This window comes from Phytohabitans flavus, assembly GCF_011764545.1.
Classification (GTDB): domain Bacteria; phylum Actinomycetota; class Actinomycetes; order Mycobacteriales; family Micromonosporaceae; genus Phytohabitans; species Phytohabitans flavus.
The window spans coordinates 4,146,179-4,172,082 of sequence record NZ_AP022870.1 but is presented as its reverse complement, the minus strand read 5'-3'; the positions used below and the strand labels follow the sequence as shown (position 1 = coordinate 4,172,082).

Here is a 25,904-nt window from a genome sequence, read left to right as displayed (position 1 = left end):
GCCAGCCAAATGGCAGTGGTGGAACGGACGGTGGCGGTCACCCCAGAGCGGATCTGGGCGGTACTCGCTGATGGCTGGACGTACAGCGACTGGGTCGTGGGGACCACCCACATCCGCGACGTCGACCCCGGCTGGCCGGCGCCCGGCACGCAGATCCACCACAAGGCCGGACCGTGGCCGCTCTCGATCCACGACAGCACGACCGTGATCGCCGTCGACGAGTTCCGCGAGCTTCACCTGCGGCCCCGGGTTTGGCCGCTCGGCGAGGCCGAGGTCGTGATCACCCTGATGGAGCTCGACCCGGGGCACACGACCGTACGGCTCGTCGAGAACTTCCATGCGGGACCGCTGCGCGGGGCGCGGACGACGATCAACGACCTGCTGTTGCACAGTCGCAACCGGGAGTCGCTGCACCGCCTGGCCGACCTGGCCGAGCGGCGGATCAGCGACCGAGTCGCGGTACCCGACTTCTAGCGCCGTCCTACCTGGCTTTGTTGTGAGGGAGAACCAGTGCAGACACGCATACGAGCGCTTGGGCACACGGTGCACCCGATGCTGGTGGTGTTCCCGCTCGGGCTCTTCATCACCGGCACCATCTTCGACCTGATCCACCTGATCACCGACAAGGGCACGTTCGGCCAGGTCGGGTTCTGGATGATCTCGGCCGGCATCATCGGCGCGGTGCTCGCCGCGCTCACCGGCTTCCTCGACTGGACGAGCATCCCGTCCCGTACCCGCGCGAAGCGTGTCGGACGGGTGCACGGCGGGCTCAACTCGCTCATGCTCCTGCTCTTCGTCATCGCCTGGCTGATCCGGGTGGACAACCCGAGCCGCGCGGCCGGCGGCGGTACGTTCGCGCTGGAGGTTGTCGGGGTCGTGATCGGTGGCGCCGCCGCCTGGCTCGGCGGCGAGCTGGTCGACCGGCTCGGCATCGGCGTGCACGACGGCGCGAACCCGAACGCTCCCAGCTCGCTGACCGGCCGCGACGCCGGCGCGGTGGGCCAGACGGGCAGGCGGCCGCGCGCTTCCCGCGCCTGAGGTCGCTCTCCGCGCCTGGCCGGCCCGCTCGCCGCCAGTGACCCGGGCCACACCCCGCGCCGGCTCCGCCGTGCGCGGCCGGGGCCATCATTGAGCGCATGACGATCTACGACATCTCGGTACACACGCTGGCCGGGGAGCCGGCCTCGCTGGGCGACTACCAGGGCCGCGCGCTGCTCATCGTGAACGTCGCCTCGAAGTGCGGCCTCACCCCGCAGTACGCCGCGCTGGAGCGGCTGCACGAGACGTACTCCGGGCGCGGCTTCAGCGTGCTGGGCGTGCCGTGCAACCAGTTCGGCGGCCAGGAGCCGGGCACCGCCGAGGAGATCGCGGAGTTCTGCTCCACCACGTACGGCGTGACCTTCCCGCTGCTGGAGAAGACCGAGGTGAACGGGCCCGGCCGGCACCCGCTCTACAACGTGCTGACCGCCGTCGCGGACGACGACGGCGAGGCGGGCGACATCACGTGGAACTTCGAGAAGTTCCTCGTCTCGCGGGACGGCGAGGTCGTGCGGCGCTTCCGCCCGGGCACCACCCCCGAGGACGCGGAGCTGGTCAAGGCCGTGGAGGCCCAGCTTTCCTAAGACACGGTGTACCGGCCGGCGGTGGCGGCCGCCGGCCGGTACCGTACCCCCTTGATTTTTGGCTAGTACGAGTCACCGCCGCCGTCGTTGTTGTTGGATCCGCCGGAGGAGGTCGACTTCTCCTTCGCCTTGCCACCCCCGGCGGTGATCGCAAACCACACGTCGCCCGTGCCGTGCCCGGCGATCTGGCCGAGGCGCAGGTCCTTGTGGAAGTAGTAGAGCGGCCAGCCCTTGAGCGTGAGCTGCTTGCTGCCGTCCGGCCGGGTGATCGTGCCGACGAGGTCCTCGTCGATCCCGTCCTCGACCTCCACCCCGTTGGGGCGAGCACCGGCTGCCAGGTCTCGAGGCACTTACCGACGCACGTGGTACGCGGCGGGTTGTTGTCGTCCTTGTCGAACCTGTAGATCGTGCGGCCCTTGGCGTTCACCACGATGTCGGGGGAGAGGCCGTCGACCCCGGCGGCCCGCAGCACCTGCGGCTTCTTGGCCGCCGCCGGCTCGTCGGAAGTCTTCTCCGCGCGCCCGCCGGCCGGTGAGATTGCCCACCACTTGTCGCCCGTGCCGTGCCCGGCGATCTGGCCGAGGCTGAGGTCCTCGTGGAAGTAGTACATCGGCCAGCCGTTGAGCGTGAGCTGCTCGGCGCCGTCCGGGCGCTCCACAGTGCCGACAAGGTCCTCCTCGAGCCCGGCGTCGACCTCGACACCGTTCGGGGCGAGCACCGGCTGCCAGGTCTCGTTGCACTTCTCGACGCAGTTGGTGGTCGGCGGGTCGTTCGAGTCGTCGTCGAAGCGGTAGATCGTGCGGCCCTTGGCGTTGACCACGATCGACGAGAGGCCGGTCACCTGGGCGATGCGCAGCACCTGCGGGCTGCCGGTGGCCGGCGCCTCGGCACCGGCGGCCTCGCCCGGCTCCGCCGTGGCCTCCGGGGTGGACTCGGCGGCCGGAGCCTCTTGGGCGACCGGCTCGACCCTCGGCGCGGACAGGGAACAGGCGGAGAGGCTGGCGGCGGCGATCACACCACCGAGCGCGGCGAGGAAGCGGGACGTTCTCATTGGACGGTCTCCTCAGCGAGATACGACGGCATTGCGGTCGATCGCCGCGCCTGGCATAGTGCAGGAGCGACTGGGATTGGGTTCTGCCGCATTCGGGTTGTGAGGCTTCTTGGCAGGAGCACAGCGGCATTTCCCGGGCACAGCTCACTTCGGTGAGGCTGTCGCCGGGGGCGGTGATTCAGTTGGTTGGCTTCAATACGATGGTTGGGGCCAGACGGTTCACACGCTTTTCCTGAGGTCGCTTCTACCTCGTGATTGTCGGTGCGGAGCCGGTGCTCCCGTCGACCGCGCTGGTCGTTCCACAGTGGACCCTTGGCTCGTTCGCGGTGCCGCGTGCGCGTGAACCGTACATTGGCGGCGTCCGTAGTTGTGGTGACTCTCCGATTGAAGGGCGGAACGGCGGATGGCAAGGCGACGGCCACCGACTTCCAGCGACGAGGCGCTGGTCCGGTCGCTCTACGAGCAACACGGCGCGGCTATCCTCGCGTACGTCACTCGCATCACGGGTGATCGTGCACTGGCGGAGGACGTGCTCCAGGAGACCCTCATCCGGGCCTGGCGGCACGCCGAGACCCTGTCCGAGCAGACCGGCTCGATACGGGGTTGGATGTTCACCGTCGCCCGCAACGTCATGACCGACCGCGCCCGCGCCCGGGCCATCCGTCCCATCGAGGTCGCCGAGACCGCCTCGACCGGGCCGGTGGAGCGGGACCACGCGGAGCGCGTGGTCGACTCCATGGTGGCCCTCCAGGCCCTGGAGCACCTGTCCGAAGACCACCGCCGCGTCCTGGTGGAAATCTACTTCCAGGGGCGTAGCGTTGCCGAGACCGCCGAGCACCTCGGCATCCCGGCCGGAACGGTGAAATCCCGTTCCCATAACGCGTTGAAGAACTTGCGAGAGCTGCTTGCCGGGCGGTCCACCGCCCTGAAAGGGGCGGCATGATGGTTGCCGAGGCGCATGACGCGCAGCTGCTCGGCGCGTACGTCCTGGACACGCTGGACCCCGACGAGCGGCGTGACGTCGACACCCACCTGGCCGACTGCGAGATCTGCCGAGCCGATGTGGTGGAGCTCGAGGCGGTGAAGGACGTGCTCGAGGACATCCCGCCGGAGGCCCTGCTGCTGCACGGCCCGCCCGACGCCGACCTCGTGCTCCAGCGCACGATCCGCCAGGTCCGTGAGGAAGTCCGCGAGGAGACCGCCGGCGCCGCTCGCCGCCGCTGGATGCCCGCCGTCGCCGCCGCCGCGGTACTGCTGGCCGGCGCGGTGGGCGGTGGTGTCGCCCTGGGGCGCGGGACCGCCCCCGACCAGGTGGCCCAGGTGCCGCCGCCGTCACCGGCCCCGACCGCGACCGCCTCGCCCCTCCCGGCGAACACCCGCACGGGCAGCACGGTGAACGCGTCGAACGGCGTCCGGATGAACGCCCAGGTGGTACCGGCCGCGGGCTGGGTCCGGGTCAACGCCACGGTCGCCGGCGTCCCGGCCGGCGAAAACTGCCGGCTGATCGTCGTCGGCAGCGGCGGCGAGCGCGAGATCGCCAGCGGCTGGATCGTCTCGCCGGCCGGCGAGACCGGCGGGACCAACCTGGCCGGCAGCGCCTCCGTCGCGATCGACAAGGTGGTAGCCGTCGAAGTCCAGAACACCGCCGGCAAAACCTTCGTCACCCTGCCCATCTAGCCCGACGCGATCAGGAGCCCGACAGATCGTGGTATCCATCTGCCCCTATAAGGGCAGCTCAATACCACGATCCGCTTACCTTGGCGTGCGCGGTGCGCTCGCGGCCGTCGGGGCGACCACGGCGGCGGGCTGCGAGCGCATCGACGGTGTCCACGTGCCGAACGCGGCCAGGGCAAGCAAGCCGCAACGACCGCACCCCAGGCGCTGGTGCCCGTGGATCAGTCCGGCTTAGCGACCGCAGCGGACTGACCCACCGCCCAGGCGGCCTCTTGAGCTGGGCGCACGAACGCGCCCAGCCCCGCCGCGCGCTGACGCGACCCCGCCCTCTCGCGGACACCACTGACCCGCCCGCCACGTCCACAGTGGGCAATGTCGCGGACCTTGCCCACTGCCCGCGCGGGGAACGGGCAATGTCCCCGACACTGCCCCTTCCCTCAACCTCATCGAGCCATGATCCGAACAGAAACCAGGTCTCTGCCGCATCAGATCGCGCGCGAGGCAGCAGAAACCTGGTTTCTGCTGCCTCCGCCGGGGCACGCCGCGTTGCCTGCACACCCAGCCTTGGGGCCGGAGGCGCCGGGGTCTGCGTGCGGAGGCGCGCGCACGGCGCGTTGGGCTGGGGGGAGCCGCAGGGTCCGCGTGCTGACGCACGCGCACGCAGCGGTGGGCTTGGGCGGAGGCCGCAGGGCCTTGTGCTGACGCACGCGCACACGGCCCGAGGTCTGGGGCCGGAGGCACCAATGTGCCCACTCCGCGGGCGCATTGGTGCGCCCAGCTCGAGAGGACCGCGCAACGACCGGGGTTGGGAGCGACGTGCCGGGTGCTTCGGGCAGTTCCGCAGGCCGAAGCACCGCCGCTTGCGCTGGCCAGGTGCGGTGGCGCGGGCGTGGTGATCTCGCTGGCGATCGTTCGCCCGATACCAGCACGGCACGCCGGTGATGGCGCGGATTCTGGGCGAAACGATCACCAGAACTTCCGCGCCAGGACAGCGCCTCGTCGGGGTTTGGGGAAACCTGTTGCTGCCATAGCAGCCATAGGTTTCCCCAAGGCTGGCCTTCGGCCGGCCAGTCGCAGCACGCGCGGCCAGCGCGACCGAAATGCCCGCCTTGCGTTGCGGCGGTTGCAGATCTTGGTATCCAGCTGCCCCTATGAGGGCAGCTCAATACCACGATCCACTTGGCGGGCGCGGTGCGCCGCGATGATCGCGGCGCGGTCCCGCCCGCCGGTGCGCTCCACCCCGCTGGCGCGGGTGCGGCGCGCGCCAGCGGGGGTTGGGGTGTGAAGCGCGGAGGGTGAGGCTGCGGGAGCAGCGGTCCGGACCACCGCGGACGTCGCGGTAGCTCATGTCTGGGTCTTGGGTCAGATCTTCTGGGGCCGGAGGCTTAGAGCGCGGGCTCGGTCCAGAGGCAGAAGGGGTGGCCGGCGGGGTCGAGGTGGACGCGGACGTCGTCCTGGGGCTGGAAGTCGGCCAGCTTGGCGCCGCTGGCCGCGGCATGGGCGCTGGCCGTCGCTTGGTCGTCGACGCGGATGTCGAGGTGGACCATCATCTGCTGGTCGCCGGGGGCGTGCGGCCACACCGGCGGGACGTAGCCGGTCTCGGTCTGGAACGACAGGCCGGTCCCGCCGCCCGGCGGGACAAGCTTGACCCAGTCCGGCTCGTCCTGGTCGCGGTGCCAGTCGAGCAGGCGTTCGTAGAAGGCGGCGAGGCTCCGCGCGTCCGGGGCGCCGAGCACGACGCCGGAGATCTCCATCCGTGGGGTCACGCCGCGACTTTAGAGCGGACGGCTGACGTCACGTCCGGTGCGTCGACCTTGCGGTACTTCGCCTGGATCACGCAGAACGCGGCGTACGCGGCGATGCCGAGCGCCATCAGCACGAGCAGCACACTGCCGTACGCCTGGTCGCGCAGCGCCTGGAGCGTGGCGTCGAGGCCGCGGGCCTTCTCCGGGTCGTAGGTGATCGCGGCGGACGCGAAGAGGATGCCGGCGATGCCGTATGCCACGCCCTTGGCCACGTAGCCGACCACGCCCAGCCGCCGCGTGACGGTCCGTGCCGTCCTGCCCATCGCGCCGGTGAGCAGGTGCTTCTCGAAGCGCTTGACGAACCCGTACCAGACGAGGCCGGCGCCGAGCGCGGCGAGTGCGAGGCCGGCGAGCGCCACCAGCCACCGGCCTCCCGCCGAGTGCATGAGGTCGCTGCTCAGCTTCTGCTGCTTGTCCGCGCTGGACGAGCCCGCCGCCTGGTAGACCTTGAGCGCGGTCCAGGCGAAGTAGAGGTAGACGGCGGCGCGGCCGGCGGAGGCGACCCGTTCCGCGGCGCGTTCGGCGCCACGGTCGGCCCGGTGGCCCGCGACCGCCTCGTAGACCTGCCACAGCGTCATCGCGAGCAGGCCGATGCCGACCGCGATGACGAGGAATTCACCCAGTGGTTGCTCGGCCAGAGTGCGGAGTGCGCCGGACTGGTCGCCCTCCTCGGTCGGCTTGCCGAACGCGATCTGGAGGATCAGCCAGGCGAACAGGAGGTGCACGAGGCCGTATCCGATGAAGCCGGCCCGGGTGAGTACGGCGAGGGGGAGCGAGACATGCCCCGGACATTGACCGGGGTGGCCGTTTCTCAAACCTTCGCGTACACCGTGGAGTGCGGCGATCACCTGCTGTCACCGAGTCTTAGTGAAAACTTTCCTCTCGGTAACGTTCCGCCGAATGTACGTGGCAACCAGCCGTTCGGCTCAGCAGGATGGAGCGCGTGCCTGGCCGTCATCGTATGCGTGAACGTATCCCCGCGGCGGGCGCCATCGCGGCGGCGGTGGCGCTCATCGTCGTCGTGGGTGGATCCTACTTCGGATACCGGGAGCTTTCCGGCGACAAATGCAGCGGGCAGGTGAAGCTGGCCGTCGCCGCGCCGCCCGAGATCGTCGACGAGGTACGCGGGGCCGCCGACGCCTGGGTGGCCGACGGCGCCAGCGCCAACGGGGTGTGCGTCGGCGTCGACGTGGCCGAGGCGAACCCGGTCGACCTGGCCGCGGCGCTCGCCGCCAAGCACGGTGTGGCGCTGACCGGGGTCGGCGGGGCGAGCGGCAGCACCACGATCCCGGACGTCTGGATCGCCGACTCCTCCCTCTGGCTGCACCGCCTCCGGGCCGCCGCGCCCGGGTTCACGCCGACCGACGGCAGGTCCATCGCGCTCAGCCCGGTCGTGCTGGCGATGCCGGAGCCGATCGCGAAGAGTGTCGGCTGGCCCGACAAGAACCCCACCCTGCCCGCTCTGCTCCAGCAGATCCTGACCGGCAGCGGCCTGCGCGCCGGCATCGTCGAGCCGACCCGCGACGCCGCGGGCATGGCCGGCCTCCTCTCGCTCGCGGCGGCCGCGGGGCAGGCCGGCGGCAACGCGCAGCAGACGCAGACCGCGGCCCTCCGCGCGCTCGCCTCCGGCCGGTCGGCGGTACGCGACGACCTGACCGCGAAGTTTCCGCAGGCGACCGACCAGGCGTCCCTGACCTCCGGCCTCAGCGTCGCGGCACTGTCCGAAGAGGACATCATCCGGTACAACGCGAAGAAGCCGCCGGTACCGCTGGCCGCGATCTACCTGGACCCGGCGCCGCTGCCGCTCGACTACCCGTACGCGGTGATGCCCGGCACCGACCCGGACAAGACCGCGGCGGCGGACTCGCTGCACAAGGCGCTCGACGCGGCCGGGTTCCGCGACCGCCTCGGCGCGCTCGGCCTGCGCGGCCCGGACGGCTCGGGCGGCGCCGGCTTCTCGGTGCCCAGTGGGGGTCCCGCGAAGGCCGGTGCGCCGGACGCCGCGGGCAAGGGCGGTGCGCCCGACACGACCGCGGTCGACCGCGCGCTCTCCAGCTGGACGACGGTGACCGCGCCGGCCCGGATGCTCGCCGTCTTCGACATCTCCGGCACGATGCGCGGCCCGGTGCCGAGCGCCGGCGGGGCCAGCCGTATGGACGTCACCAAGGAGGCCGCCCGACGGGGTCTGGGCCTCTTCGGCGACGACTGGGCGGTCGGCGCCTGGGTCTTCTCCACAAACCTGGGTGGCGGCAAGGACTGGCGGGAGATCGCGCCGATCGGCCCGCTCGCCAGCACGCGCGCCCAGCTGCTCGAGGCGATCGGCAAGATCCAGCCGAAGGAGAACGGCGACACCGGGCTGTACGACACGCTCGCCGCCGCGTACGAGACGGTGCAGGACGGGTGGCAGGCCGGCCGGGTCAACTCCGTGCTGATCCTCACCGACGGCATCGGCAACGACGACCCGGAGGGCGGCCTCTCGCTGCCCGCGCTGCTCAACCGGCTGGAGGAGCTCAAGGACCCGAAGCGGCCGATCCAGGTGATCATCCTGGGCCTCGGCGACAAGGTGAACCGGGGCGCGCTCGACCAGATCACCCGTACCACCGGCGGCGGCGTGCTGATCGCCGCGGACCCGGCCCAGATCGGCGAGGCGTTCCTCAAGGGCATCTCGCTCCGTCCGACCGGCGGCTGAGCCTTCCACCGCGTGAGCGAGCCCGGCGTCCACCGAGGACGCCGGGCGCGACCTCACTCAGCCCCAGGGCCTGCTCTCGTCGAGGCCGGAGCGCGGCTGGGTGAGGCTGTACCAGTTGCCGGAGTCGTCCCGGAAGATCGCCTCGATCCCGTACGGCCGCTCCTGCGGCTCCTGCACGAACGACACGCCCCGCTCCACCAGCGCCTTGTGGTCGGCGTGGCAGTCGTCGGTCGTGAACGCGCCGGCGCCCAGCACGCCCTTGGCGATCAGCGCCTTGAGGTGCTCGGCGGACTCCGGGTCGAGCGACGGCGGGCCGGGCACCATGAGCGTGAGCTGTAGCTCCGGCTGGTCCTTGGCGCCCACCGTCACCCAGCGCATGCCACCCTCGCCGAGCGTCATGTCCATGCGCTCCTCGAGGCCGAGCTTCTCGACGAAGAACGCCTTGGCGGAGTCCTGGTCGAGCACCCACACGGTGGCTATGCCGAGTCCTGTGATCATGGTCTGCTCCTCAGTCGTTTTGCCTGGTCACCGCTCGACGCTAGGGGTGTCCGCCGCCGCTGGGCTTCTCGATTCTTGCGGCGCGTCCACCTGGCCGCCGCGCGGCGGTGGCTGGAAGCCGCCGGCCCAGAACATCACGAAACATCCGGGTATCGGGGCGGGAGCGCCCACGCGGGCCTTCCGCCGGAACTCGGTCGGCGTCACCCCGACGATCTGCTTGAACCGCGTACAGAACGTGCCCAGGCTCGTAAAGCCGACGAGCATGCACACCTCGGTCACCGTGAGGTTGGCCGAGCGCAGCAGCTCCTGAGCCCGCTCGATGCGGCGGCGGCTGAGGTACTGGCCGGGCGTCTCGCCGTACGCGGCGCGGAACAGGCGCACGAAGTGGTAGCGCGAGTAGCCGGCGTGCGCGGCCACCGCGTCCAGGTCGATCGGGCTGGACCAGTCGCGGTCCATCGCGTCCTTCGCCATGCGCAGCAGCCGCAGCTGGGGCAGCGCGATCATCGCCCCCACCAGGTCATCCTGGCACAGGCGGCTCCTGCCGGGGCGGCTTGCGCACAGCGGTGCGGAACGCGGCCACGCCGACCGCGAGCCACACGAGGTTCAGCGCGGCGGAGGGCCACGCCCCGTGCGCCGCGCCGTTGACCAGCAGTCCGGCCGCGCCGGCGGTGTTGAGCAGCTGGAACGTCACGCCGGAGGCGAGCCGGCCGGCGGAGAGCAGCGCGTACGCGAGCAGGAGGCAGCCGGCCCCGCCCCACCCGGCGACCTCGGTGAGCAAGCCCATGGGTGGATCGTGACCCGCGGGCGGTGTTCAGCGGTATCGAATATCTCTTGATGCCGCGTGTAGCGTGACCGAATGCCGATCGACCCGCGACGGCTGGCCGTCCTCCGGGCGGTGGCCGACGCCGGCGGCGTCCTGGCCGCCGCGTCCGTCCTGCACCTCACGCCCTCGGCCGTGTCGCAGCACATCGCCCGCCTGGAGGCGGAGACCGGCGTGACGCTGCTCGACCGTTCCCGGCTGGGCGGCCGCCGCTCGGTCGGGCTCACCGCCGCGGGCCGCCTGCTCGCCGGCCACGCCGGCCGGCTCGCCGAGGTGCTGGCCGCCGCCGAGCGCGATCTCGCCGCGCTGACCGGCCAGGTGAGCGGCCCGGTCACGGTGGGCGCGATCCCCACGGCGGTCCGGCACCTCGTCGCGCCGGCGGCCGCCGCGGTGGCCACGACAGCTCCGGGGGTACGGGTACACGTGCGCCAACTCGAGCCCGGCCGGCAGGCGCTGCGTGCGGGGGAGTTGGACCTGTTCGTCGGCGAGGGCGATCCGGCCGGCGCCGACCCGGGGCGCGACCCGGCCGGGCTTCGGATCACGCGGCTGCTCGACGAGCCGTACCGCGTGGTCGTCCCGGCCGCCTGGGGCCCGGTCGCGGGCATCGACGCGCTGCTGTCGCGGCCCTGGGTGGACGGCCCGCCCGGCTCGGCGATGCGCCGCGCGCTCGACCGGCTGGCCGCCCGCCACGGCGCGGTGCTGGACCGGCCGCACGAGTGCCTGGAGTTTCCGGCCGTGCTCGCGATCGTCGCGGCGGGCCTGGCCGCGGGCGTCGTGCCGGCCCTCGCCCTCCCCGCCGACCAGCCCGGCGTGCGCGCCCTCCCGGTGCCGGCGGCCGGCGCGCGGCGGCTGGAGCTTGTGCACCGGCGCGGCCGCTACGAGCCGAGCCCGGCCGCCCGCCTGGTGGTCGACGCCCTACACGCCACCGCCGCAGGCCTAACCTTCGACGGCCGATAGCACCGCGTCGCTCACCGCCGCCTGGTGGCGCGCGCCGTCGTGGCCGGGCAGGAGCAGGTTTGTCAGGTACGCGAAGGCGATCCGCCGGGTCGGGTCGGCCCAGGCCAGGCAGCAGTTGCTGCCGTTGTGGCCGAAGGTGAGCGGGCTGCTGCCGCGCCCCATCGGCCGGCTGCTCGCCGGCTCGTCCGCCGGCCCGCCCAGCTGGAAGCCCTGTGACCAGCGGATCCGCAGGCGCAGGAAGCGGTCGACCTCACCCTCGCTGGACGGGCGGCGGGCGGCCTCGATGGTCCCGGGCGCGAGCACCCGCACCCCGTCGAGCGTGCCGCCGTCGAGGAGCATCTGATAGAAGCGGGCCACGTCCCGGGCGGTGGCCGAGACCCCGGCCGCGGGCACGACGGCCCGGCGGGTGGTACGGCGGTTGAAGTACGCGGCGCTGACCCGCGCGCCGCTCACCCCGCGTACCGGTACGCGGCGGCTCCACAGCCGGTCGGGCAGCCCGAGGTGGGTGTCGCCGAGCCCGAGCGGGTCGAGCAGCTCGGTGCGCAGCAGCGCGTCGACCGGCGCACCACCCACCCGGCGGGCCACCTCGCCGAGCAGGAACCCGTAGCTGAGCAGGTGGTACGCGGGCACGTCCCCGGGTGCGTACCGAGGGCGGGCCGCTTCGAGCGCGCGGACCGAGCGGCGCCAGTCGGTCATCGCGAGCGCGTCCCCGACCACACTCCGCGCGACCGGCAGGCCGGCCCGGTGCTGGAGCACCTGCCGCACGGTGATGCCGCCCTTGCCCCGCTCGCCGAACTCCGGCCAGTAGGCGGCCACCGGCTCGTCGAGCGACAGCGCGCCCCGCTCGGCGAGCAGGTGCACGAGCAGCGCCACATACGGCTTGCTAGTCGAGAAGATCCAGAAGAGTGCGTCCGGCGCGCAGCCGACCGCCTCGTCGATGACGACCCGCCCGTCCTTGATCACGCACAGCTGGGCCGTGGCACCCCACCGGCGGACGAGATCGAGGGGATCGTCCATCGCCGCCTACCGTACCGGCGGGGTGCCGCCCGCCGCGCCTCAGACGCCCGAGCTGCGCATGCTGACGCGGGCCCTACGATCTGCGCCATGGGACTGGGACGTACGCACACGTATGAGGTGGCGGTCCACTGGACCGGCAACCGTGGCACCGGCACCAGCGGGTACCGCGACTACACCCGCGACCACGACGTGGAGACCGAGGGCCGCCCGGGGATCGCGGGCAGCTCCGATCCGGCGTTCCGCGGCGACAAGACCCGCTGGAACCCCGAGCTGTTTCTCGTCGCCGCGCTTTCCGAGTGCCACATGCTCTCGTACCTGCACCACTGCGCGGTGGCCGGCGTCGTCGTCACCGGCTACACCGACAGCGCGCTGGGCACGATGGATCAGGAGGGCAACGGCGGCCACTTCACCGGGGTCGTCCTCCGCCCGCGGGTCACGGTCGCGTCGCCCGACATGGTCGACGCGGCGGTACGCCTGCACGAGAACGCCCACCGCGACTGCTTCATCGCCAGCTCGGTCAACTTTCCGGTGCGGCACGAGCCCGAAGTCCACCCCGAGGCGGCGGCGTAACCGGCTGTGCTGCTGGAAGCCATCGCGGACATCGCCACCCACGAGGTGACGCTCGCGCCCGGTGACGCCCACGCCGAGGCCCGAAACACCTACTGGATCGAGGCGCCGTCGGTCGAGCGCGCGATGCTGACGGCGTCCGAGGTCGTCGCCGCCTTCCATGCGACGGTCGCGACGCTGTGTACCCGAGTGGCCGGCCCGGCGGTCTTCTACGTCTGGCACGACGACCGCGCCGGCCAACTCCGCTGCGGGATCACCTCCCGCCCGGCGGCCGACCTCCCTTTCGGTACGGAGTATCGCCTGACGGCCGACCTGGCCTCGATCGTGGCCGCGTACCTCTTGCGCGATCCGAAGGCATCCGTACCGGCGGAGATCGACCTCACCGCCGACGACCCCGCGCCGCACAACGAACCGCCCGTGCTTGTCTGGGCTTACTCGCTGTAGCGGTGCGGGGCCCCGACCTCTACTCGGTGCGGAGGCCGTCGGGGCGCATGAGGCGCCACAGCGGAGGCAGGCTGAGCAGCGTGACCACCGCCATCACCGCCGCCGCCAGCCCCACCGACACGCCGACCACCGGCCAGCTGATGGAGATCGTCACGCCGACCATGCGCAGCAGCACCGCGCCCAGCGCCAGCCCGAACACGACGGCCAGCGCCAGGCCGAGCACCACCGGTACCACCGTCTGCCAGACCACCGACCAGGCGAGCGTGCCGCGGCGGGTGCCCACCGCGATGAGCATGGCCAGGAGGCGGCGGCGCTCGCGCAGGTGCTCCAGCACACCCACGAGCAGGCTCGCGCCGACCAGCAGGAGGGTGACCACCGCGCCGGCGTAGAGGCCGCGGCGGAGGTTGGTGAAGCGGCGCGCCTCCTCGGTGGTGGAGATCGTGTTCACGTACGCGAGCGGGTTGATGGTGGCGGCCGCGTTGCGGACGTGTTCGATGGCGTCCGGGTCGGTGCGGTCGGTCTGGATGTACGCGTTGATGACCAGCGTGCCGAGGCGGCTGGCGTCGAGCGCGGTGGGCGTGGCGAGCACCCCGCGGCGGGCCCAGCCGACCGCGTCCGGACGCGCCTCTACGCGCTTTGCGTCAGCGGGCACCGTCCACTGTCGATCGTTCGAGCCGAAGGACAGGCGGTCGCCGCTTGCCACGTCGCCGTTGCTCACGAAGACGTCGCCGTCCGCGCAGTCGTCCACATAGGCCAGCTCGGCGAGGGCGGCGCAGTCTCCGATGTAGACCTCGACGGTCTGGTCCTGCTTGCCGACCGGGAACGCGCCCGCCTGGACGGTACCGGTGACCTTCTCGATGCCGGCGGAGGCGGCCAGCCGCGCCAGGACGTCCGTGCCGTCCCGGGTCGACAGCTGCACCCACGCCTGCGCGCGGCTCAGGTCCGCGCCGGTGTCGCGGCGGTACTCGGTCTGCACCCCGGCGAAGAGCATCTGCAGCCCGATCGTGCCCGCGACCGCCACCGCGATGCCGTTGACGAGGCGGGCGGACGTGGCGCTGTCCACCTGGAGGCGGCGGACGGCGAGCTGCCAGGGGACGGCGCCGCCGCGCATCCGCCGTACCACCAGGTCGATCAGCCACGGCAGGAGGGTGACCGCGCCGATCAGCAGCAGCGTGGCGCCGGCCGCGATCTGGTACTGGCTGTAGCCGGCGGTGTCGCGGATGTCGCCGAAGAGGGGGAACAGCAGCGCGAGGCCGAGCAGCGGCAGGATCAGGCGCCACCACAGCCGGCGGCGGGTGTCGGCGGCGCGGCGGACCACGCCCAGCGGCTCGACCACGACGCCGCGCAGCGCGATCATGCTCACCGCGACCGCGAGGGTGGGTACCGCGAGCGTGATGACGAGCGCGGCGGTGAGACCGGGGCGGACGTCCGCGGCGAAGACGCTGAGGTTGAAGAGCGTGAAGAGCGGCACGAGCTGGCGGCCGAGCGCGAAGAGCACCCCGCCGACCGCGACGCCGAGCAGCGCGGCCGCGGCCGCCTCACCGGCCGCGATTCGCCGGGTCATCCGTCGGTCGGCGCCCACCAGGCGGAAGGCGGCCATCCGCCGGTCGCGGCGCTCGCCGCCGAAGCGCACGGCCGCGCCGAGGAAGACCGCGATGGGCAGCAGGAGCACCACGAAGATGATCACGATGAGGAACATGAGCACCGGCCCGAAGCCCTCGGTCGGCGCGCCCAGACCAAACCCGTCGGCGCGGCTCGCCTGGTCCTCGCTCAGCGTGTCGCTGCCCAGGTAGTAGGCGAGCTCGCCCGGGCCGGCCAGCCCCTCGTCGGCGATCGTGCCCACCACGCGGGCGCCGCCCAGCCGGGGCGCGAAGAGCGGGCCGTCGCCGGACTCCAGCACGTCCCGCAGCGCGGGGGAGACGACCACCTCGCCGGCGCGGGGCAGCGCCTCGACACCGGGCGGCGCCGGAGCCCGCGGGCCTTCCGGGCGTACAAGCCGGCCGCGCACCGGTGCCCCGCGGAACTGGGTCTCCACCGAGCCGATCAGCAGCGTCGCCGGGCCTGCGGCAAGCTCCGGCGCGCCCCGGGGTCGCGGGCGTCGCCGCGCGCCTGCCGCGCGTCGAGCGCGCCGGGCACCGCGGCGGCGAGTAGCAGCATCGCGACGCCGATACCCACGCCGAGTGCGGTGAGGACCGCCCGCGTCCATCCGTCGCGGCCGCCGGCGAACGCCAGCCGCGCGCCCATCAACAGGTCGGCGATCACGACACCGCCCGGGCCATGTCGCGGGTGCGGCCGTCGCGGACCACGATCTCCCGATCCGAATACGCCGCGACGCGCGCCTCGTGCGTCACCAGCACCACCGCCGCGTGCGTCTCGCGGGCGGCGGCGGTGAGTAGGCGCATGACCCGCTCGCCGTTGAGCGAGTCGAGCGCCCCCGTCGGCTCGTCCGCGAAGATCACCTTGGGAGAGGTGACCAGCGCGCGGGCCACCGCGACCCGCTGACCCTGCCCACCGGAGACCTCGCCCGGCCGCTTGCCGGCCACGTCGCCGACCTCCAGGCGCTCCAGCCACTGCGCCGCTTGCCGCTCCGCCGCGCGCCGGCGCATCCGCTCCAGCCGCAGTGGCAGCGCCACGTTTTCCAGGCAGGTCAGCTCCGGCACGAGCTGCCCGAACTGGAACACGAACCCGAACTGCCCCCGCCGCAGCGCGCTCCGCTCGGCGTCGCGCAGCAGCGAGATCTCGCGCCCGCCGTAGAAGACGCGGCCGGAGTCGGGGCGCACGATGCCGGCGACGCAGTGCAGCAGCGTCGACTTGCCCGAGCCGGACGGGCCCATCACCGCGACTATCTCGCCGGCGTCGACCTCCATCGAGGCGCCGTCGAGCGCGGGCGTCGCGCCGAACGACTTGCGCAGGTCGTCCGCGACCAGAAGCGAAGTCCCGCTCATGCGGAGACCTCCTTGGCCAGGTCGTCGAGGCGGGCGGCGGTGAGCTCCAGCCAGCGCAGGTCGGCCTCGAGGTGGAAGAGCGCGTGGTCGCAGATCAGCTGCTCGGCGAGGTCGCCGTCGCTCTTGCGCCGGGTCAGCTCGCGCATCAGCCGCAGGTGCTCGGCCCGCTGCGAGTCGAGCAGGTCGGCCGCCGGCCGGCCGGTCATCAGCGCGAGCACCACCTTGGCGTACAGGGTGCTCTGGAGGTACGGCTCCGGCTTCTCCGGCTGGGCGAGCCACCGGGACACGTCGGTCACGCCGGCGTCGGTGATCGCGTACCGCTTGCGGTCCGGCCCGCCGCCCGGCTCCACGCCGTCGACCTCCACGAGGCCGTTCTTCAGCAGGCGGGAGAGCGTGGCGTACACCTGCCCGAAGTGCAGTGGGCGGCTGCGGCCGAACCGCTCGTCGTACGCCCGCTTCAGGTCGTACCCATGCCGGGGCTGGACTCCAGCAGCCCGAGGAAGGTCTGTCCGATCGACATGCGGAGCACTGTACACCACATCTATACGCACGATGTATAGACGGGGTGTAGTCAGGGATAAGTCCGGTTCCTGACCCGCGCCGGTGCCCATCCGGCGAGGCGGTGGCGGCGAACTACTCATGCCTTGACTGGGGAGGGGGCCGGTGATGGACGCATGGCCGTTCGTTGGACGGGACGGGGAACTAGCCGCGATCGAGCGGGCTTTCGGCGGGTCCGATGTGGACGCCGTGGTGGTGGCCGGGCCGTCGGGGGTGGGTAAGACCGCGCTCGCGCGCGAGGCGCTGAAACGCTTACGCGCCGCCGGGTGCCAGGTGGAGTGGGCCGCGGGTACCCGCGCGGCGGCGAGCGTCCCGTTCGGCGCGGTGGCGCAGCTCGTACCCGCGGACTGGCACCCGGTCGGCGGTCCACCCGGCGTGCTCCGCGCGGTGGCCGGCCAGGTCGGCGCCGGGGTGGCCGCCGCCGCGTGGTGCTCGGGGTCGACGACGCGCACCTGCTCGACGACCCCTCAGCGGCGGTCGTCGCGCACCTGGTGGCCGAGCGGCTGGCGTTCGCGGTGCTGACGCTGCGGACCGGCGAGCCGGTACCGGACGCGGTCACCGACCTGTGGAAGCAGGAGCGCGCCGAGCGGCTCGACCTCGCCGGCCTGCCCGCCGCCGACGTCGACCAGCTGCTCGACCGCGCGCTGCCCGGGCAGGTCGACGGGCTGACCCGGCGCCGCATGACCGAGGCCGCGGCCGGCAACCCGCTGGCGCTGCGCGAGCTTGTCCACGGTGGACTGTCCGGTGGGGCGCTGCGCACCCGGTACGGGGTGTGGCGGCTCGACCCCGGCTTCAAGCCACGTACCCAGGTCACCGAGCTTGTCGCGCAGCGCCTCGTACGGCTCGACGCCCAGACGCGGGTCGTGGTCGAGCTCGTCGCCGAGGGGGAGCCGGTGTCGCTGCCCACGCTCGAACGGCTCGCCGACGCCGCCGCGATCCGCGCCGCCGAGGACAGCGGCCTCGTCGTGGTGAACCGCTCGGGCGCGCGGGTCGAGGCCCGGCTGGCCCACCCGCTGTACGGCGAGGTGCTCCGCGCCGGCCTGCCGCTGACCCGGGCCCGGATGGTCCGCCGCCGGCTCGCCGAGGCGCTGCTCGCGACGCCGATGCGCCGTCGTGGCGACGCGCTGCGCGCGGCACAGTGGCAGGTCGACGGCGGCGCGGTGACCAGGCCGGACGTGGTACGCCTCGGTGCCCGCCAGGCGATCGGCTGGTCCGACCTCGCCCTCGCCGAGCGGCTGGCCCGGGCGGCCCGGGGCGCCGAGCCGGGCACCGAGGCGGACGTGCTGCTCGCCGAAATCCTTGAGTACCGGGGCAAGAGCGCCGAGGCGATCGCGCTGCTCTCCGACGAGCCGCCACCGGAGACGCCCGACCCTGTGATGTGGGCGGTGACCCGCGCCGAGACCCTCTACTGGGGACTTGGCAGCGCCGCCGCCGCCGAACGGGTGCTCGCCGGCCGAGGTGACCTCGCCGACGGCACGCTCTCCTGGATCCTGATGTTCGACGGCCGGTGCGCCGAGGCGCTGGACGCGGCCAGCCGGGTGTTCGACCGCGCGGACGCGCACCCGCAGGGCGTCATCTGGGCCACCGCGGGCGGCACCGCGGCGGCCGGCTTCCTCGGCCAGCTGAGCAGGTCCGCGGCGATCCGCGAGCGCGGTCTGCCGGTCGCCGCGGCGTACCGCGAGCCGATGCCGTGGGGCGTCTACGAGATCGAGATCGCCGACTGCCTCGCCCACCTCGCCGCCGGCGACCTGCTCCGCGCCGGCGCCGTCGCGGACCGTGGCTACCGCCAGGCGGTCGAGGCGGGCGTGCCGATGATGGTGAGCGGCTGGGCCCTCTTCGGCGGCCTTGTCGCCGCCTCGCGGGGACACCTGGACGCGTCCGGCGCGCTGCTGCGCGAGGCGGTGGCGGGCTTCGAGGAGAACGACACCTTCCGCTTCCGCCGGCACTGCGCGGCGGCGCTGGCCGAGGTGACCGCGCTGGGCGGCGACCCGGACGAGGCGGGGCGGTGGCTGGCCGAGGCCGAGGGGGCGGGCAGCGGACCGAACCGGGTGTTCTGGCCGTGGCTGGAGCTGTCCCGGGCCTGGGTCGCGATGTCCCAGGGCGCCCAGGCCGACGCCGTGGCCGCCGCCCGGCGCGCCGCCGACCTGGCCCGCGACACCGGACTGCCCACAGTGGAGGCCGCCGCGCTGTACGACGCCGGCCGGCTCGGCGGCCGCGTGGACCGGCGGCGCCTGGACGCGCTCGCCGCCGCGCTGGGCACCCCGTTCGCCGAGGCGCTGGCGCTGGCCGGGCAGGGCCTGGCGCGGGGCGACGGCGCCCCGCTGGCCCGCGCGGCGGACGCCTTCGAAAACCTGGGACACGACCTGCTGGCCGCCGAGGCGGGCGCGGCCGCCGGCCGCCTGCTCCGGCGCGTTGGCCGGCGCGGCCAGGCCCACCTGGTACGCGGGCGCTCGGCCGCCCCGCGTGCCCGCTGCGCCACGGCCCGCACCCCGCTGCTCGTGAACGACGAGGTGGCCGAGCTGCTCACCGCCCGGGAGCGGGAGGTGGTGCTGCTCGCCGCCCACCACAGCAGCCGGCACATCGCGGAGCGCCTGGGGCTGGAGGTCAAGACGGTCAACAACCACCTGGCCAGGGCGTACGCGAAGCTCGGCGTCTCCAGCCGCGCCGAGGTCCGCGCCCTGCTCGACACGTGATCCTGATGCCTAGCCTCCTAGGACGCCCTAATGACAGTGGCGGTCGTTAATCTGGGCGGCATGTTGCTTCGAGGTATCTATCGGGCACTGCCCGTAGCGGCGGTCGCGACCCTCCTGGCCACGACCGCCGCCGTGACGCCTGCCGCCGCGACGCAGCAGCGGCGCGACCCGGTCCGGTGGGCCGGGGGTGGGGGAGCGCGCTGATCGCGCCGTTCCCCGACTTCTTCGGGGAGCCGAATTGGTCCGGCGGCTTCGACAACCACTCGGTTCGCCAGGTCGTGCGGGTCAGCCGCGGCGGTTCGACCGTGCGGATCCGGGTGTCCAATGTGTTCGGTGACCAGCCGCTGCGGCTCACGGGCGTCACGATCGGCCGTGCGGCGGAGGGTGCGGCGGTGCGGGCGGGTTCGCTGCGCGCGGTGGCGTTCCGGGGGCAGCGGTCCACTGTGGTGCCGCCCGGGCAGGAGGTCGCGTCGGACGGGGTGCGGCTGCGGGTCTCGCCGCTGGAGCGGCTGACCGTGACGCTCTACTTCGACGGGCCGACCGGGCCAGCCACGTTCCACCCGCTCGCCGTCGCCACGGTGTGGCGGGCCAGCGGCGACCACCGCTTCGACACCGACCCAGCCGCGTACGGCGAGACCTCCGCCTCCTCGTACTTCTTGTCCGGTGTGGACGTCAGCGGTCCCACGAAGGGGAGCATCGGCACGGTGGTCACGTTCGGCGACTCCATCACCGACGGCGCGGTGTCCACGATGGACGCCGACAACCGGTACCCGGACGAGCTGGCCGAGCGGCTCGCCGCGGCGGGGCGGCCGACCGGCGTCGTCAACGCGGGCATCGGCGGCAACAAGGTGCTCAGCGGCTCGCCGGGCCTCGGGGCGGCGGCTGTGGAGCGGTTCCGGCGGGACGCGCTGGGCCAGCCGGGCGTCCGTACCGTGATCGTGCTGGAGGGCATCAACGACATCGGGATGGGTGAGGCGGCCGGTACCCCGGTGACCGCCGCGCAGCTCATCGCCGGGCACCAGGCACTCATCCGCGCGGCACACTGGCGCGGCGTCCGGATCATCGGGGCCACGGTCACGCCGACGAAGGGCTGCCCCTACCCGGGGTACGACACCGCGCGGGGCGAGGCGGTGCGGGACGCGCTGAACCACTGGATCCGCACCAGCGGGGAGTACGACGCGGTGTTCGACTTCGACCGGGCGCTGGCCGACCCGGCGGACCCGGACCGGATGCGCGCGGAGTACGACGGCGGCGACGCGCTTCACCCGAATGACGCGGGCATGCGCGCCATGGCGCAGGCGATCGACCTCAACGCCTTGTAATCCGTCCATCCGACACCCGCGCGCAACGTGGCGGCGCGATGATGACCGGTGAGTAGAGGAGGCGAGCCATGACAACACCGGTCGTGTTCGTGCATGGGTTGTGGCTTCATCACACCAGCTGGCAGCCCTGGGTCGACCTGTTCAAGGAGTCCGGCTACGACCCGGTCGCGCCGCCGTGGCCGGGCGAGCCGGACACGGTCGAGGAGGCCGTTGCCAACCCGGGGCCCATGGGTGGGTACGGCGTGAGCGCTGTCGCCGACCACTACGCGTCGCTGATCAACAGCCTTGGTGCGAAGCCGGTGGTGATCGGGCACTCGTTCGGCGGGTTGATCGCGCAGGTGCTGCTCAGCCGAGGGCTGGCCGCGGCATGCGTCGCGATCGACCCGGCGCCGATCAAGGGCGTGCTGCCGACCCCGATCTCCTCCCTGCGGGTCGCCTCGGTCGCGCTGCGTAACCCTGCCAACCTCAAGGGCACGGTCGGGCTCACGCCGGCGGAGTGGCGGTACGGGTTCACCAACACCCGCAAGGAGGCGGAGGCGACCGAGCTGTACGAGCGGTGCGCGATGCCGTCGCCGGGTCGGCCGCTCTTCCAGGCAGCGTTCGCCAACTTCAACCCGGCCGCGGAGACCAAGGTCGACCTGCGGCAGCTGGACCGCGGGCCGCTCCTGATCACCGCCGGCGGGCACGACCACACCGTGCCGGCGTCGGTCAGCCGCTACACCGCGAAGCTGCACCGCAGATCCCCGGCGGTGACGGCGGTGAAGCTGTTTCCGGACCGCGACCACTCGCTCACCATCAACAGCGACTGGCGCGAGGTCGCCGACTACGCCCTGACCTGGCTGAAGCAGTACGGCGTTTCTTAGGACCAACTCAAGCGGCGTAACGTGGCGGGGGTCCGGAGCCCCTCGCCTACGGAGGATGTGGCGTGATCAAGCCCCGACGGCGCTGGCTGGCTCTGCCGGCCGCGCTGGTCCTGGCCCTGCCCGTGACAGCTTGTGACTCGGCCGGCGACCCGGCCCCGGCGGGCAACCAGCCGGCCGCGACCACCGGGCCACCGAGCGTGGCCGCGCCCGCCGACACCGGCCTCTACTTCTACCCGCCGGTCGAGGGTGCCACCCTGGAGTACACGCTGGGTGGCGTCGTCACCGGTACGAACACGGTGACGGTGGACAAGGTCGCCGAGGGTCCGGACGGGCGCACCGTGACCGTGACGGAAAAGGGGAGTGGGGCGGCCGCCGAGCGAAAGTTCGTGACCGAGGCCGGCGGCGGGCTGAGCGTGGACATCGGGGCGTTCGGCGCCTCGGCCGCCGGCCTGAGCGTCAAGGGCACCGGCGAGGACGTCGCGGTGCCGCCGGTCGCCGACCTGGAGGCCGGCAAGAAGGGCACCGGCCGTACGGCCGTCGAGGTCAGCGGGCCCGGGCTGGAGGGCGAGCACCAGGTGACGTACACGGTGACCGGCACCGGCAGCGAGTCGGTGACCGTGCCGGCGGGCACCACGGAGGCGTACGCGGTCAAGCTCGACCTGGACCTCGGCGAAGGCTTCGCCGGCGTGACCAAGGCCAGCGGGACGTTCTGGCTCAAGCCCGGCTTCGGGCTCGTCAAGCAGGAGATCGTGATCGCCGGCCTGACCCTGACGACGGAGCTGGCCAAGTCGTCCGTCCCGCTCTGAGGTAAGGGACCGGTCTGGGAGAGTAGGGGCATGTCGAAGCCGGCGGTCATCGAGGTCGCCGGCCGCGAGGTGACGATCACGCACCCCGACAGGGTGGTGTTCGCGGCCGGTGGTCACACCAAGCTCGACCTGGTCAACTACTACCTCGCCGTGGCCGAGGGTGCCCTGCGCGGCGTGCGCGGGCGGCCGATGGTGCTCAAGCGGTTCGTGAAGGGGATCGACGAAGAGGCGATCTGGCAGAAGCGGGCGCCGACCAAGCGGCCGGACTGGATCGAGGTGGCCGAGCTCAAGTACGCCTCCGGCCGTTCCGCCGAGGAGGTCGTGGTCCGCGACGCCGCCGCCCTGGCCTGGGTGGTCAACCTCGGCTGCGTCGACCTCAACCCGCACCCCGTGCTCGCCGAGGACCTCGACCGCCCCGACGAGCTGCGCATCGACCTCGACCCGGTGCCGGGCGTGGAGTGGCGGCAGATCGTCGAGGTGGCGACGGTGGCCAAGGAGGTGCTGTCCGACCACGGGCTGACCGGCTGGCCCAAGACGTCCGGCTCGCGGGGCTTCCACATCTTCGCCCGGATCGAGCCGCGCTGGCTCTACAAGGACGTGCGCCTCGCCGCCGAGACCGTCGCCCGCGAGGTGGAAAACCGCGCGCCGGACCTCGCCACGAGCAAGTGGTGGAAGGAGGAGCGGCAGGGCGTGTTCGTCGACTTCAACCAGAACGCGAAGGACCGCACCGTCGCCTCCGCGTACTCGGTGCGCCCCGTCCCGGACGCCCGCGTGTCGACGCCGCTGGCCTGGGACGAGGTTGCGGACTGCCGGCCGGACCACTTCACGCTGCCGGTGGTGCTGGAGCGGTTCCAGGCCGGCGGCGACCCGTGGCAGGGCATGGACACCTCGCACGGCACGCTCGACGGGCTGCTCGACCTGGCCAAGCGGCTCGGCCCGGCGGAGAAGCCGCCCAAGGGGGCCGGCCGCCGCCAGTCCACGATGCCGCTCGTCGAGATCGCGCGGGCGAAGACCAAGGACGAGGCGCTGGCCGGGCTGGAGCGGTGGAAGGCCCGCCACCCGTCCACTGTGGAGAAGCTGGAGCCGGCGGACGTGCTCGTCGACGGGATGCGGGGGCGCAGCTCGATCTGGTACCGGATCCGGGTCAACCTCCAGCATGTACCCGAGGGGAGCGGCCCGAGCAGGAGCCGCTCGAGGTCGACTACAACCCGTGGGAGGGGATGCGCTTCCCGGGCGCCGACGGCAGCGGCGACTGAGCCCGGCGGCGGGGCTGCTGCCGGCCGCCGGTGTCCGTATGATCTGCGGCCGTGGATCACCGACCGACGGGGCCGTGGCCGTCACAGCCGGGATATCCGCCGCCCGGCCCGGGCCGGCCTGGGCCATATGGACCGCCGCCGTATGGGCCGCCGCCGGCGGGGCCGGTAGGTCCACCCGGGCCGCCCCGCCGCAGGAGCCGGGTGGGGTTGATCGTCGGGCTCACGATCGCGGCGCTGCTCGTCATCTGCTGCTGTGGCGGCTACGGAGTGGCATACTGGTACGAGGACTCGTACATTCCAGGTCAACGTGAGGAGCTGCTCCGGTCGCTCGGCGCGCCGGAGGGTTTCGCGCTGGAATCCATGCGCCGCTCCGACGGTGGGGTCGCCGCGACCTACACGGTGCGCTGCGAGCCGATAACAGCCTGCCCGCCCGATCCGGTGGGAAAGCTGGCGGCGTGGGCGACCGAGGTGGGCGCACCCGGCCTCACCCGGGCCAGCCTCGGGGAGGCGCTGCCGCGTGGCGGTTACTGGAAGAACGGGCTGCCCTGGGACAAGTTCGAGATCGACCTCGCGCTGACCGGCGGAGTCGCGCCGGACGGGTCGCAGGCGGCGTTCAGCGCGGTCATCGTCGTCCGGGGTGGCTGCTGGTACTGCGACTGACTACTACGCTTTTCCACCATGGACGCGATTCAGCTCACCGCGCAGGGCGGACCCGAGGTGCTTACGCTGACCGAGGTGCCGGTGCCCGAGCCCGGCCCGGGCCAGGTGCTCGTGCGGCTCAGCGCGGCCGGCGTCAACTTCGTGGAGACGTACCAGCGCGGCGGCCTCTACCCGGTGAAGCTGCCGTTCGTGCCCGGCTCGGAGGCGGCCGGCGTGGTCGAGGCGGTGGGGCCGGACGTCACCGCGCCGACCGTCGGTGACCGGGTGGTCTCCACCAACTTCGCCGGCGCCTACGCCCAGTACGCGGTCGCCCCCGCCAACCGGACCGTCCCGATCCCGCCGGACGTGAGCGACGAGCAGGCCGCGGCCCTGCTGCTGCAGGGCATGACCGCGCACTACCTGCTGCACGACAGCTACGCCGTCCGGCCCGGCGACACCGTGCTCGTGCACGCCGCCGCCGGTGGCATGGGGCTGCTGCTCACCCAGCTCGCCACAAGCCTCGGCGCGCGGGTGATCGGCACCGTCTCCACTCTGGAGAAGGAGAAGCTCGCCCGCGCGGCGGGGGCTGCCGAGGTGATCGGGTACGAGGGCGTGGCCGACCGGGTCCGCGAGCTGACCACGGGCGTGGGCGTGGCCGCGGTGTACGACGGGGTGGGGCGGGACACCTTCGACGCCAGCCTGGCCAGCCTCCGGGTGCGCGGCACGCTGGTGCTCTACGGGTACGCGAGCGGCCCGGTCCCGCCGTTCGACCTGAACCGCCTCGCCACCGGCGGCTCGCTGTCGCTGACCCGGCCGTCGCTCGGTCACTTCGTCGCGGCCGACGAGGAGCTGCGCCGCCGCGCCGGGGACGTGCTGCGCTGGGCCGCCGACGGCACCCTGAAGGTGACCGTCGGCGGCCGTTATCCGCTGGCCGAGGCGGCGCGGGCCCACATCGACCTCGAGTCTCGCCGCACTACCGGGAAGCTGCTGCTCACACCATGACGGCTTCCCGTGCCTCCTCTTCGCGGGGAGCGCGGCGGCGCAACCCGATCGCCATCGCGGCGGCGCCGATCAGCGCGGCCGCGACCGGGACGACAAGCGCAGCACGGTACCCGGAAAGCTCCCGGCCGGGCTCGGTGACCGCGACGTTGACGGCCGTGACCAGGGCCAGGCCGAGCGCGCTGCCAAACTGGAACGACGTGTTCAGCAGCCCGCCGGCCACCCCCTGCTCGGCCTCGGCCACGCCGTCCGTGGCGGCGATGGTCAGCGGCCCGTAGGCGAGCGCGAACGCCAGGCCGGTCAAGATCAAGGTCGGGAGCATCATCGGGTACGTCCAGTCGGCGCCCAAGGGCAGGAACAGCGCGTACGCCGCGGCGGCCACCACGAAGCCACCGAAGATCACGCGCGGGGTGCCCCACCGCTCGACGAGCTTCGGCGTGAGCGTGGGCGCGAGGACCGAGTCGATGCCGAGGATCATGAGCGCGATGCCGGTCTGGAGGGTGGACCAGCCGCGCAGCTCCTGGAGGTACAGCACGGTCACGAACTGGAACCCGAAGAACGAGCCGGTCAGCGCCATCGCCCCCACGTTGGCCCGGACCAGCCCGGCGGAGGTCGAAGCCACGGGTCCTGTGCTTGTCGGTTCCCTCTTGTAACCATCTGCATCCTGCGGCAGCATGTT

At 72.9% G+C, this 25,904-nt stretch carries 30 protein-coding genes; 18 read left to right on the top strand and 12 right to left on the bottom strand.

Annotated elements, in window-relative coordinates; translation table 11 throughout:
• Positions 1–30 precede the first annotated feature (30 nt).
• The 3 genes from Pflav_RS18170 (at position 31) to Pflav_RS18160 (ending at position 1,622) form a co-directional block, all read left to right on the top strand.
• Positions 31–474 (top strand): SRPBCC family protein, encoded by a 444-nt coding sequence (locus Pflav_RS18170; RefSeq protein WP_332107771.1) that lies wholly within the window; start codon positions 31–33, stop codon positions 472–474.
• Positions 475–510: 36 nt separating this feature from the next.
• The gene (locus Pflav_RS18165) at positions 511–1,038 is read left to right on the top strand and encodes a DUF2231 domain-containing protein (RefSeq protein ID WP_173037213.1); all 528 of its coding nucleotides are present in this window, start codon (positions 511–513) and stop codon (positions 1,036–1,038) included.
• A 98-nt stretch (positions 1,039–1,136) separates the two neighbouring features.
• Entirely contained in the window at positions 1,137–1,622 is a 486-nt protein-coding gene (locus tag Pflav_RS18160) for a glutathione peroxidase (protein ID WP_173037212.1), read from the top strand.
• Here the strand turns inward: Pflav_RS18160 and Pflav_RS18155 are convergent.
• Complete coding sequence (locus Pflav_RS18155) at positions 1,594–2,673, bottom strand: hypothetical protein (RefSeq protein WP_173037211.1); 1,080 nt, start codon at positions 2,671–2,673, stop codon at positions 1,594–1,596. The two genes, Pflav_RS18160 and Pflav_RS18155, sit on opposite strands and share 29 nt — an antisense overlap.
• Positions 2,674–3,115: 442 nt before the next feature.
• Between Pflav_RS18155 and Pflav_RS18150 the strand changes: the two genes are divergently transcribed.
• Together Pflav_RS18150 and Pflav_RS18145 are read left to right on the top strand one after the other, a co-directional pair.
• A complete protein-coding gene (locus Pflav_RS18150; protein WP_197938978.1) occupies positions 3,116–3,616 on the top strand; it encodes a sigma-70 family RNA polymerase sigma factor in 501 nt (166 codons plus the stop codon).
• On the top strand, positions 3,613–4,350 hold the full coding sequence (locus tag Pflav_RS18145; RefSeq protein WP_197938618.1) for an anti-sigma factor family protein: 738 nt from the start codon (positions 3,613–3,615) through the stop codon (positions 4,348–4,350). The genes Pflav_RS18150 and Pflav_RS18145 overlap by 4 nt, the downstream gene beginning before the upstream one ends.
• 1,382 nt (positions 4,351–5,732) lie before the next feature.
• Here Pflav_RS18145 and Pflav_RS18140 read toward each other — a convergent pair.
• Positions 5,733–6,101 carry a VOC family protein gene (locus Pflav_RS18140; RefSeq protein WP_173042500.1) on the bottom strand — a complete coding sequence of 123 codons (369 nt, stop codon included), beginning with the start codon at positions 6,099–6,101 and terminating at the stop codon, positions 5,733–5,735.
• Between the two features lie 8 nt (positions 6,102–6,109).
• A complete protein-coding gene (locus tag Pflav_RS18135) occupies positions 6,110–7,000 on the bottom strand; it encodes a DUF1206 domain-containing protein (protein WP_332107770.1) in 891 nt (296 codons plus the stop codon).
• Positions 7,001–7,113: 113 nt separating this feature from the next.
• On the opposite strand from Pflav_RS18135, the gene Pflav_RS18130 reads away from it, so the two are divergent.
• Positions 7,114–8,841: a substrate-binding domain-containing protein gene (locus tag Pflav_RS18130; RefSeq protein WP_173037209.1), complete on the top strand. Its 1,728-nt coding sequence runs from the start codon at positions 7,114–7,116 to the stop codon at positions 8,839–8,841.
• 57 nt (positions 8,842–8,898) lie between these two features.
• Here the strand turns inward: Pflav_RS18130 and Pflav_RS18125 are convergent, their stop codons facing one another.
• Genes Pflav_RS18125 through Pflav_RS18115 form a run of 3 tightly spaced genes read right to left on the bottom strand, consistent with a single transcriptional unit; the run spans position 8,899 to position 10,123 of the window.
• A complete protein-coding gene (locus Pflav_RS18125; protein WP_173037208.1) occupies positions 8,899–9,339 on the bottom strand; it encodes a VOC family protein in 441 nt (146 codons plus the stop codon).
• Positions 9,340–9,366: 27 nt separating this feature from the next.
• Positions 9,367–9,843: a helix-turn-helix transcriptional regulator gene (locus Pflav_RS18120; protein WP_232072699.1), complete on the bottom strand. Its 477-nt coding sequence runs from the start codon at positions 9,841–9,843 to the stop codon at positions 9,367–9,369.
• Positions 9,844–9,856: 13 nt separating this feature from the next.
• The gene (locus tag Pflav_RS18115; RefSeq protein WP_173037207.1) at positions 9,857–10,123 is read right to left on the bottom strand and encodes a CBU_0592 family membrane protein; all 267 of its coding nucleotides are present in this window, start codon (positions 10,121–10,123) and stop codon (positions 9,857–9,859) included.
• A gap of 72 nt (positions 10,124–10,195) precedes the next feature.
• Between Pflav_RS18115 and Pflav_RS18110 the strand changes: the two genes are divergently transcribed.
• Positions 10,196–11,116 (top strand): LysR family transcriptional regulator, encoded by a 921-nt coding sequence (locus Pflav_RS18110; RefSeq protein ID WP_173037206.1) that lies wholly within the window; start codon positions 10,196–10,198, stop codon positions 11,114–11,116.
• Here Pflav_RS18110 and Pflav_RS18105 read toward each other — a convergent pair.
• Positions 11,096–12,133, bottom strand: a complete 1,038-nt coding sequence (locus Pflav_RS18105) for a serine hydrolase domain-containing protein (protein ID WP_173037205.1) — start codon at positions 12,131–12,133, stop codon at positions 11,096–11,098. The genes Pflav_RS18110 and Pflav_RS18105 overlap by 21 nt on opposite strands.
• Positions 12,134–12,226: 93 nt before the next feature.
• On the opposite strand from Pflav_RS18105, the gene Pflav_RS18100 reads away from it, so the two are divergent.
• Positions 12,227–12,703, top strand: a complete 477-nt coding sequence (locus Pflav_RS18100) for an OsmC family protein (protein ID WP_197938977.1) — start codon at positions 12,227–12,229, stop codon at positions 12,701–12,703.
• Between the two features lie 6 nt (positions 12,704–12,709).
• A complete protein-coding gene (locus Pflav_RS18095; RefSeq protein WP_173037203.1) occupies positions 12,710–13,144 on the top strand; it encodes a hypothetical protein in 435 nt (144 codons plus the stop codon).
• Positions 13,145–13,163: 19 nt separating this feature from the next.
• Here the strand turns inward: Pflav_RS18095 and Pflav_RS18090 are convergent, their stop codons facing one another.
• From Pflav_RS18090 to Pflav_RS18080, 4 genes are read right to left on the bottom strand one after another with little or no spacing between them, the layout of a single operon-like run.
• Positions 13,164–15,179 (bottom strand): ABC transporter permease, encoded by a 2,016-nt coding sequence (locus Pflav_RS18090; RefSeq protein WP_197938617.1) that lies wholly within the window; start codon positions 15,177–15,179, stop codon positions 13,164–13,166.
• 8 nt (positions 15,180–15,187) lie between these two features.
• Positions 15,188–15,406: a hypothetical protein gene (locus Pflav_RS43700; RefSeq protein ID WP_197938616.1), complete on the bottom strand. Its 219-nt coding sequence runs from the start codon at positions 15,404–15,406 to the stop codon at positions 15,188–15,190.
• Positions 15,403–16,089, bottom strand: coding sequence for an ABC transporter ATP-binding protein (locus tag Pflav_RS18085; RefSeq protein WP_173037202.1), 687 nt, complete (start codon positions 16,087–16,089; stop codon positions 15,403–15,405). The genes Pflav_RS43700 and Pflav_RS18085 overlap by 4 nt, the downstream gene beginning before the upstream one ends.
• Positions 16,086–16,628: a PadR family transcriptional regulator gene (locus Pflav_RS18080; protein ID WP_332107769.1), complete on the bottom strand. Its 543-nt coding sequence runs from the start codon at positions 16,626–16,628 to the stop codon at positions 16,086–16,088. The genes Pflav_RS18085 and Pflav_RS18080 overlap by 4 nt, the downstream gene beginning before the upstream one ends.
• Before the next feature lie 127 nt (positions 16,629–16,755).
• Here Pflav_RS18080 and Pflav_RS18075 point away from each other — a divergent pair, with 127 nt between their 5' ends.
• The 9 genes from Pflav_RS18075 to Pflav_RS18035 all read left to right on the top strand — a co-directional run bounded on the left by Pflav_RS18075 (position 16,756) and on the right by Pflav_RS18035 (position 25,228).
• The gene (locus Pflav_RS18075) at positions 16,756–17,169 is read left to right on the top strand and encodes an AAA family ATPase (RefSeq protein WP_232072698.1); all 414 of its coding nucleotides are present in this window, start codon (positions 16,756–16,758) and stop codon (positions 17,167–17,169) included.
• Positions 17,073–19,340: a helix-turn-helix transcriptional regulator gene (locus Pflav_RS18070; protein WP_173037200.1), complete on the top strand. Its 2,268-nt coding sequence runs from the start codon at positions 17,073–17,075 to the stop codon at positions 19,338–19,340. The genes Pflav_RS18075 and Pflav_RS18070 overlap by 97 nt, the downstream gene beginning before the upstream one ends.
• 60 nt (positions 19,341–19,400) lie before the next feature.
• Complete coding sequence (locus Pflav_RS18065; protein ID WP_173037199.1) at positions 19,401–19,544, top strand: hypothetical protein; 144 nt, start codon at positions 19,401–19,403, stop codon at positions 19,542–19,544.
• Positions 19,517–20,662, top strand: coding sequence for an SGNH/GDSL hydrolase family protein (locus Pflav_RS18060; RefSeq protein ID WP_173037198.1), 1,146 nt, complete (start codon positions 19,517–19,519; stop codon positions 20,660–20,662). Before Pflav_RS18065 ends, Pflav_RS18060 begins: the two co-directional genes overlap by 28 nt.
• A gap of 68 nt (positions 20,663–20,730) precedes the next feature.
• Positions 20,731–21,525: an alpha/beta hydrolase gene (locus Pflav_RS18055; protein WP_173037197.1), complete on the top strand. Its 795-nt coding sequence runs from the start codon at positions 20,731–20,733 to the stop codon at positions 21,523–21,525.
• A gap of 62 nt (positions 21,526–21,587) precedes the next feature.
• Positions 21,588–22,331, top strand: coding sequence for a hypothetical protein (locus Pflav_RS18050; protein WP_173037196.1), 744 nt, complete (start codon positions 21,588–21,590; stop codon positions 22,329–22,331).
• Positions 22,332–22,361: 30 nt separating this feature from the next.
• Positions 22,362–23,756 carry a DNA polymerase domain-containing protein gene (locus Pflav_RS18045; RefSeq protein ID WP_197938615.1) on the top strand — a complete coding sequence of 465 codons (1,395 nt, stop codon included), beginning with the start codon at positions 22,362–22,364 and terminating at the stop codon, positions 23,754–23,756.
• Positions 23,757–23,788: 32 nt separating this feature from the next.
• Complete coding sequence (locus tag Pflav_RS18040; RefSeq protein WP_173037195.1) at positions 23,789–24,247, top strand: hypothetical protein; 459 nt, start codon at positions 23,789–23,791, stop codon at positions 24,245–24,247.
• An 18-nt stretch (positions 24,248–24,265) separates the two neighbouring features.
• Complete coding sequence (locus tag Pflav_RS18035) at positions 24,266–25,228, top strand: quinone oxidoreductase family protein (protein WP_173037194.1); 963 nt, start codon at positions 24,266–24,268, stop codon at positions 25,226–25,228.
• On the opposite strand, the gene Pflav_RS18030 is transcribed toward Pflav_RS18035, so the two are convergent.
• Positions 25,218–25,847, bottom strand: a complete 630-nt coding sequence (locus Pflav_RS18030) for an MFS transporter (RefSeq protein WP_232071576.1) — start codon at positions 25,845–25,847, stop codon at positions 25,218–25,220. The two genes, Pflav_RS18035 and Pflav_RS18030, sit on opposite strands and share 11 nt — an antisense overlap.
• Between the last annotated feature and the right edge of the window lie 57 nt (positions 25,848–25,904).

What these genes read in the sequence shown, in the direction of transcription:
- Pflav_RS18160 (WP_173037212.1), top strand. Translation starts at nt 1,137, where the DNA reads ATGACGATCTACGACATCTCGGTACACACGCTGGCCGGGGAGCCGGCC.
- Pflav_RS18155 (WP_173037211.1), bottom strand. Translation starts at nt 2,673, where the DNA reads ATGAGAACGTCCCGCTTCCTCGCCGCGCTCGGTGGTGTGATCGCCGCC.
- Pflav_RS18145 (WP_197938618.1), top strand. Translation starts at nt 3,613, where the DNA reads ATGATGGTTGCCGAGGCGCATGACGCGCAGCTGCTCGGCGCGTACGTC.
- Pflav_RS18140 (WP_173042500.1), bottom strand. Translation starts at nt 6,101, where the DNA reads ATGGAGATCTCCGGCGTCGTGCTCGGCGCCCCGGACGCGCGGAGCCTC.
- Pflav_RS18130 (WP_173037209.1), top strand. Translation starts at nt 7,114, where the DNA reads ATGCGTGAACGTATCCCCGCGGCGGGCGCCATCGCGGCGGCGGTGGCG.
- Pflav_RS18125 (WP_173037208.1), bottom strand. Translation starts at nt 9,339, where the DNA reads ATGATCACAGGACTCGGCATAGCCACCGTGTGGGTGCTCGACCAGGAC.
- Pflav_RS18120 (WP_232072699.1), bottom strand. Translation starts at nt 9,843, where the DNA reads ATGATCGCGCTGCCCCAGCTGCGGCTGCTGCGCATGGCGAAGGACGCG.
- Pflav_RS18115 (WP_173037207.1), bottom strand. Translation starts at nt 10,123, where the DNA reads ATGGGCTTGCTCACCGAGGTCGCCGGGTGGGGCGGGGCCGGCTGCCTC.
- Pflav_RS18110 (WP_173037206.1), top strand. Translation starts at nt 10,196, where the DNA reads ATGCCGATCGACCCGCGACGGCTGGCCGTCCTCCGGGCGGTGGCCGAC.
- Pflav_RS18105 (WP_173037205.1), bottom strand. Translation starts at nt 12,133, where the DNA reads ATGGACGATCCCCTCGATCTCGTCCGCCGGTGGGGTGCCACGGCCCAG.
- Pflav_RS18085 (WP_173037202.1), bottom strand. Translation starts at nt 16,089, where the DNA reads ATGAGCGGGACTTCGCTTCTGGTCGCGGACGACCTGCGCAAGTCGTTC.
- Pflav_RS18075 (WP_232072698.1), top strand. Translation starts at nt 16,756, where the DNA reads ATGGACGCATGGCCGTTCGTTGGACGGGACGGGGAACTAGCCGCGATC.
- Pflav_RS18065 (WP_173037199.1), top strand. Translation starts at nt 19,401, where the DNA reads ATGTTGCTTCGAGGTATCTATCGGGCACTGCCCGTAGCGGCGGTCGCG.
- Pflav_RS18055 (WP_173037197.1), top strand. Translation starts at nt 20,731, where the DNA reads ATGACAACACCGGTCGTGTTCGTGCATGGGTTGTGGCTTCATCACACC.
- Pflav_RS18045 (WP_197938615.1), top strand. Translation starts at nt 22,362, where the DNA reads ATGTCGAAGCCGGCGGTCATCGAGGTCGCCGGCCGCGAGGTGACGATC.
- Pflav_RS18035 (WP_173037194.1), top strand. Translation starts at nt 24,266, where the DNA reads ATGGACGCGATTCAGCTCACCGCGCAGGGCGGACCCGAGGTGCTTACG.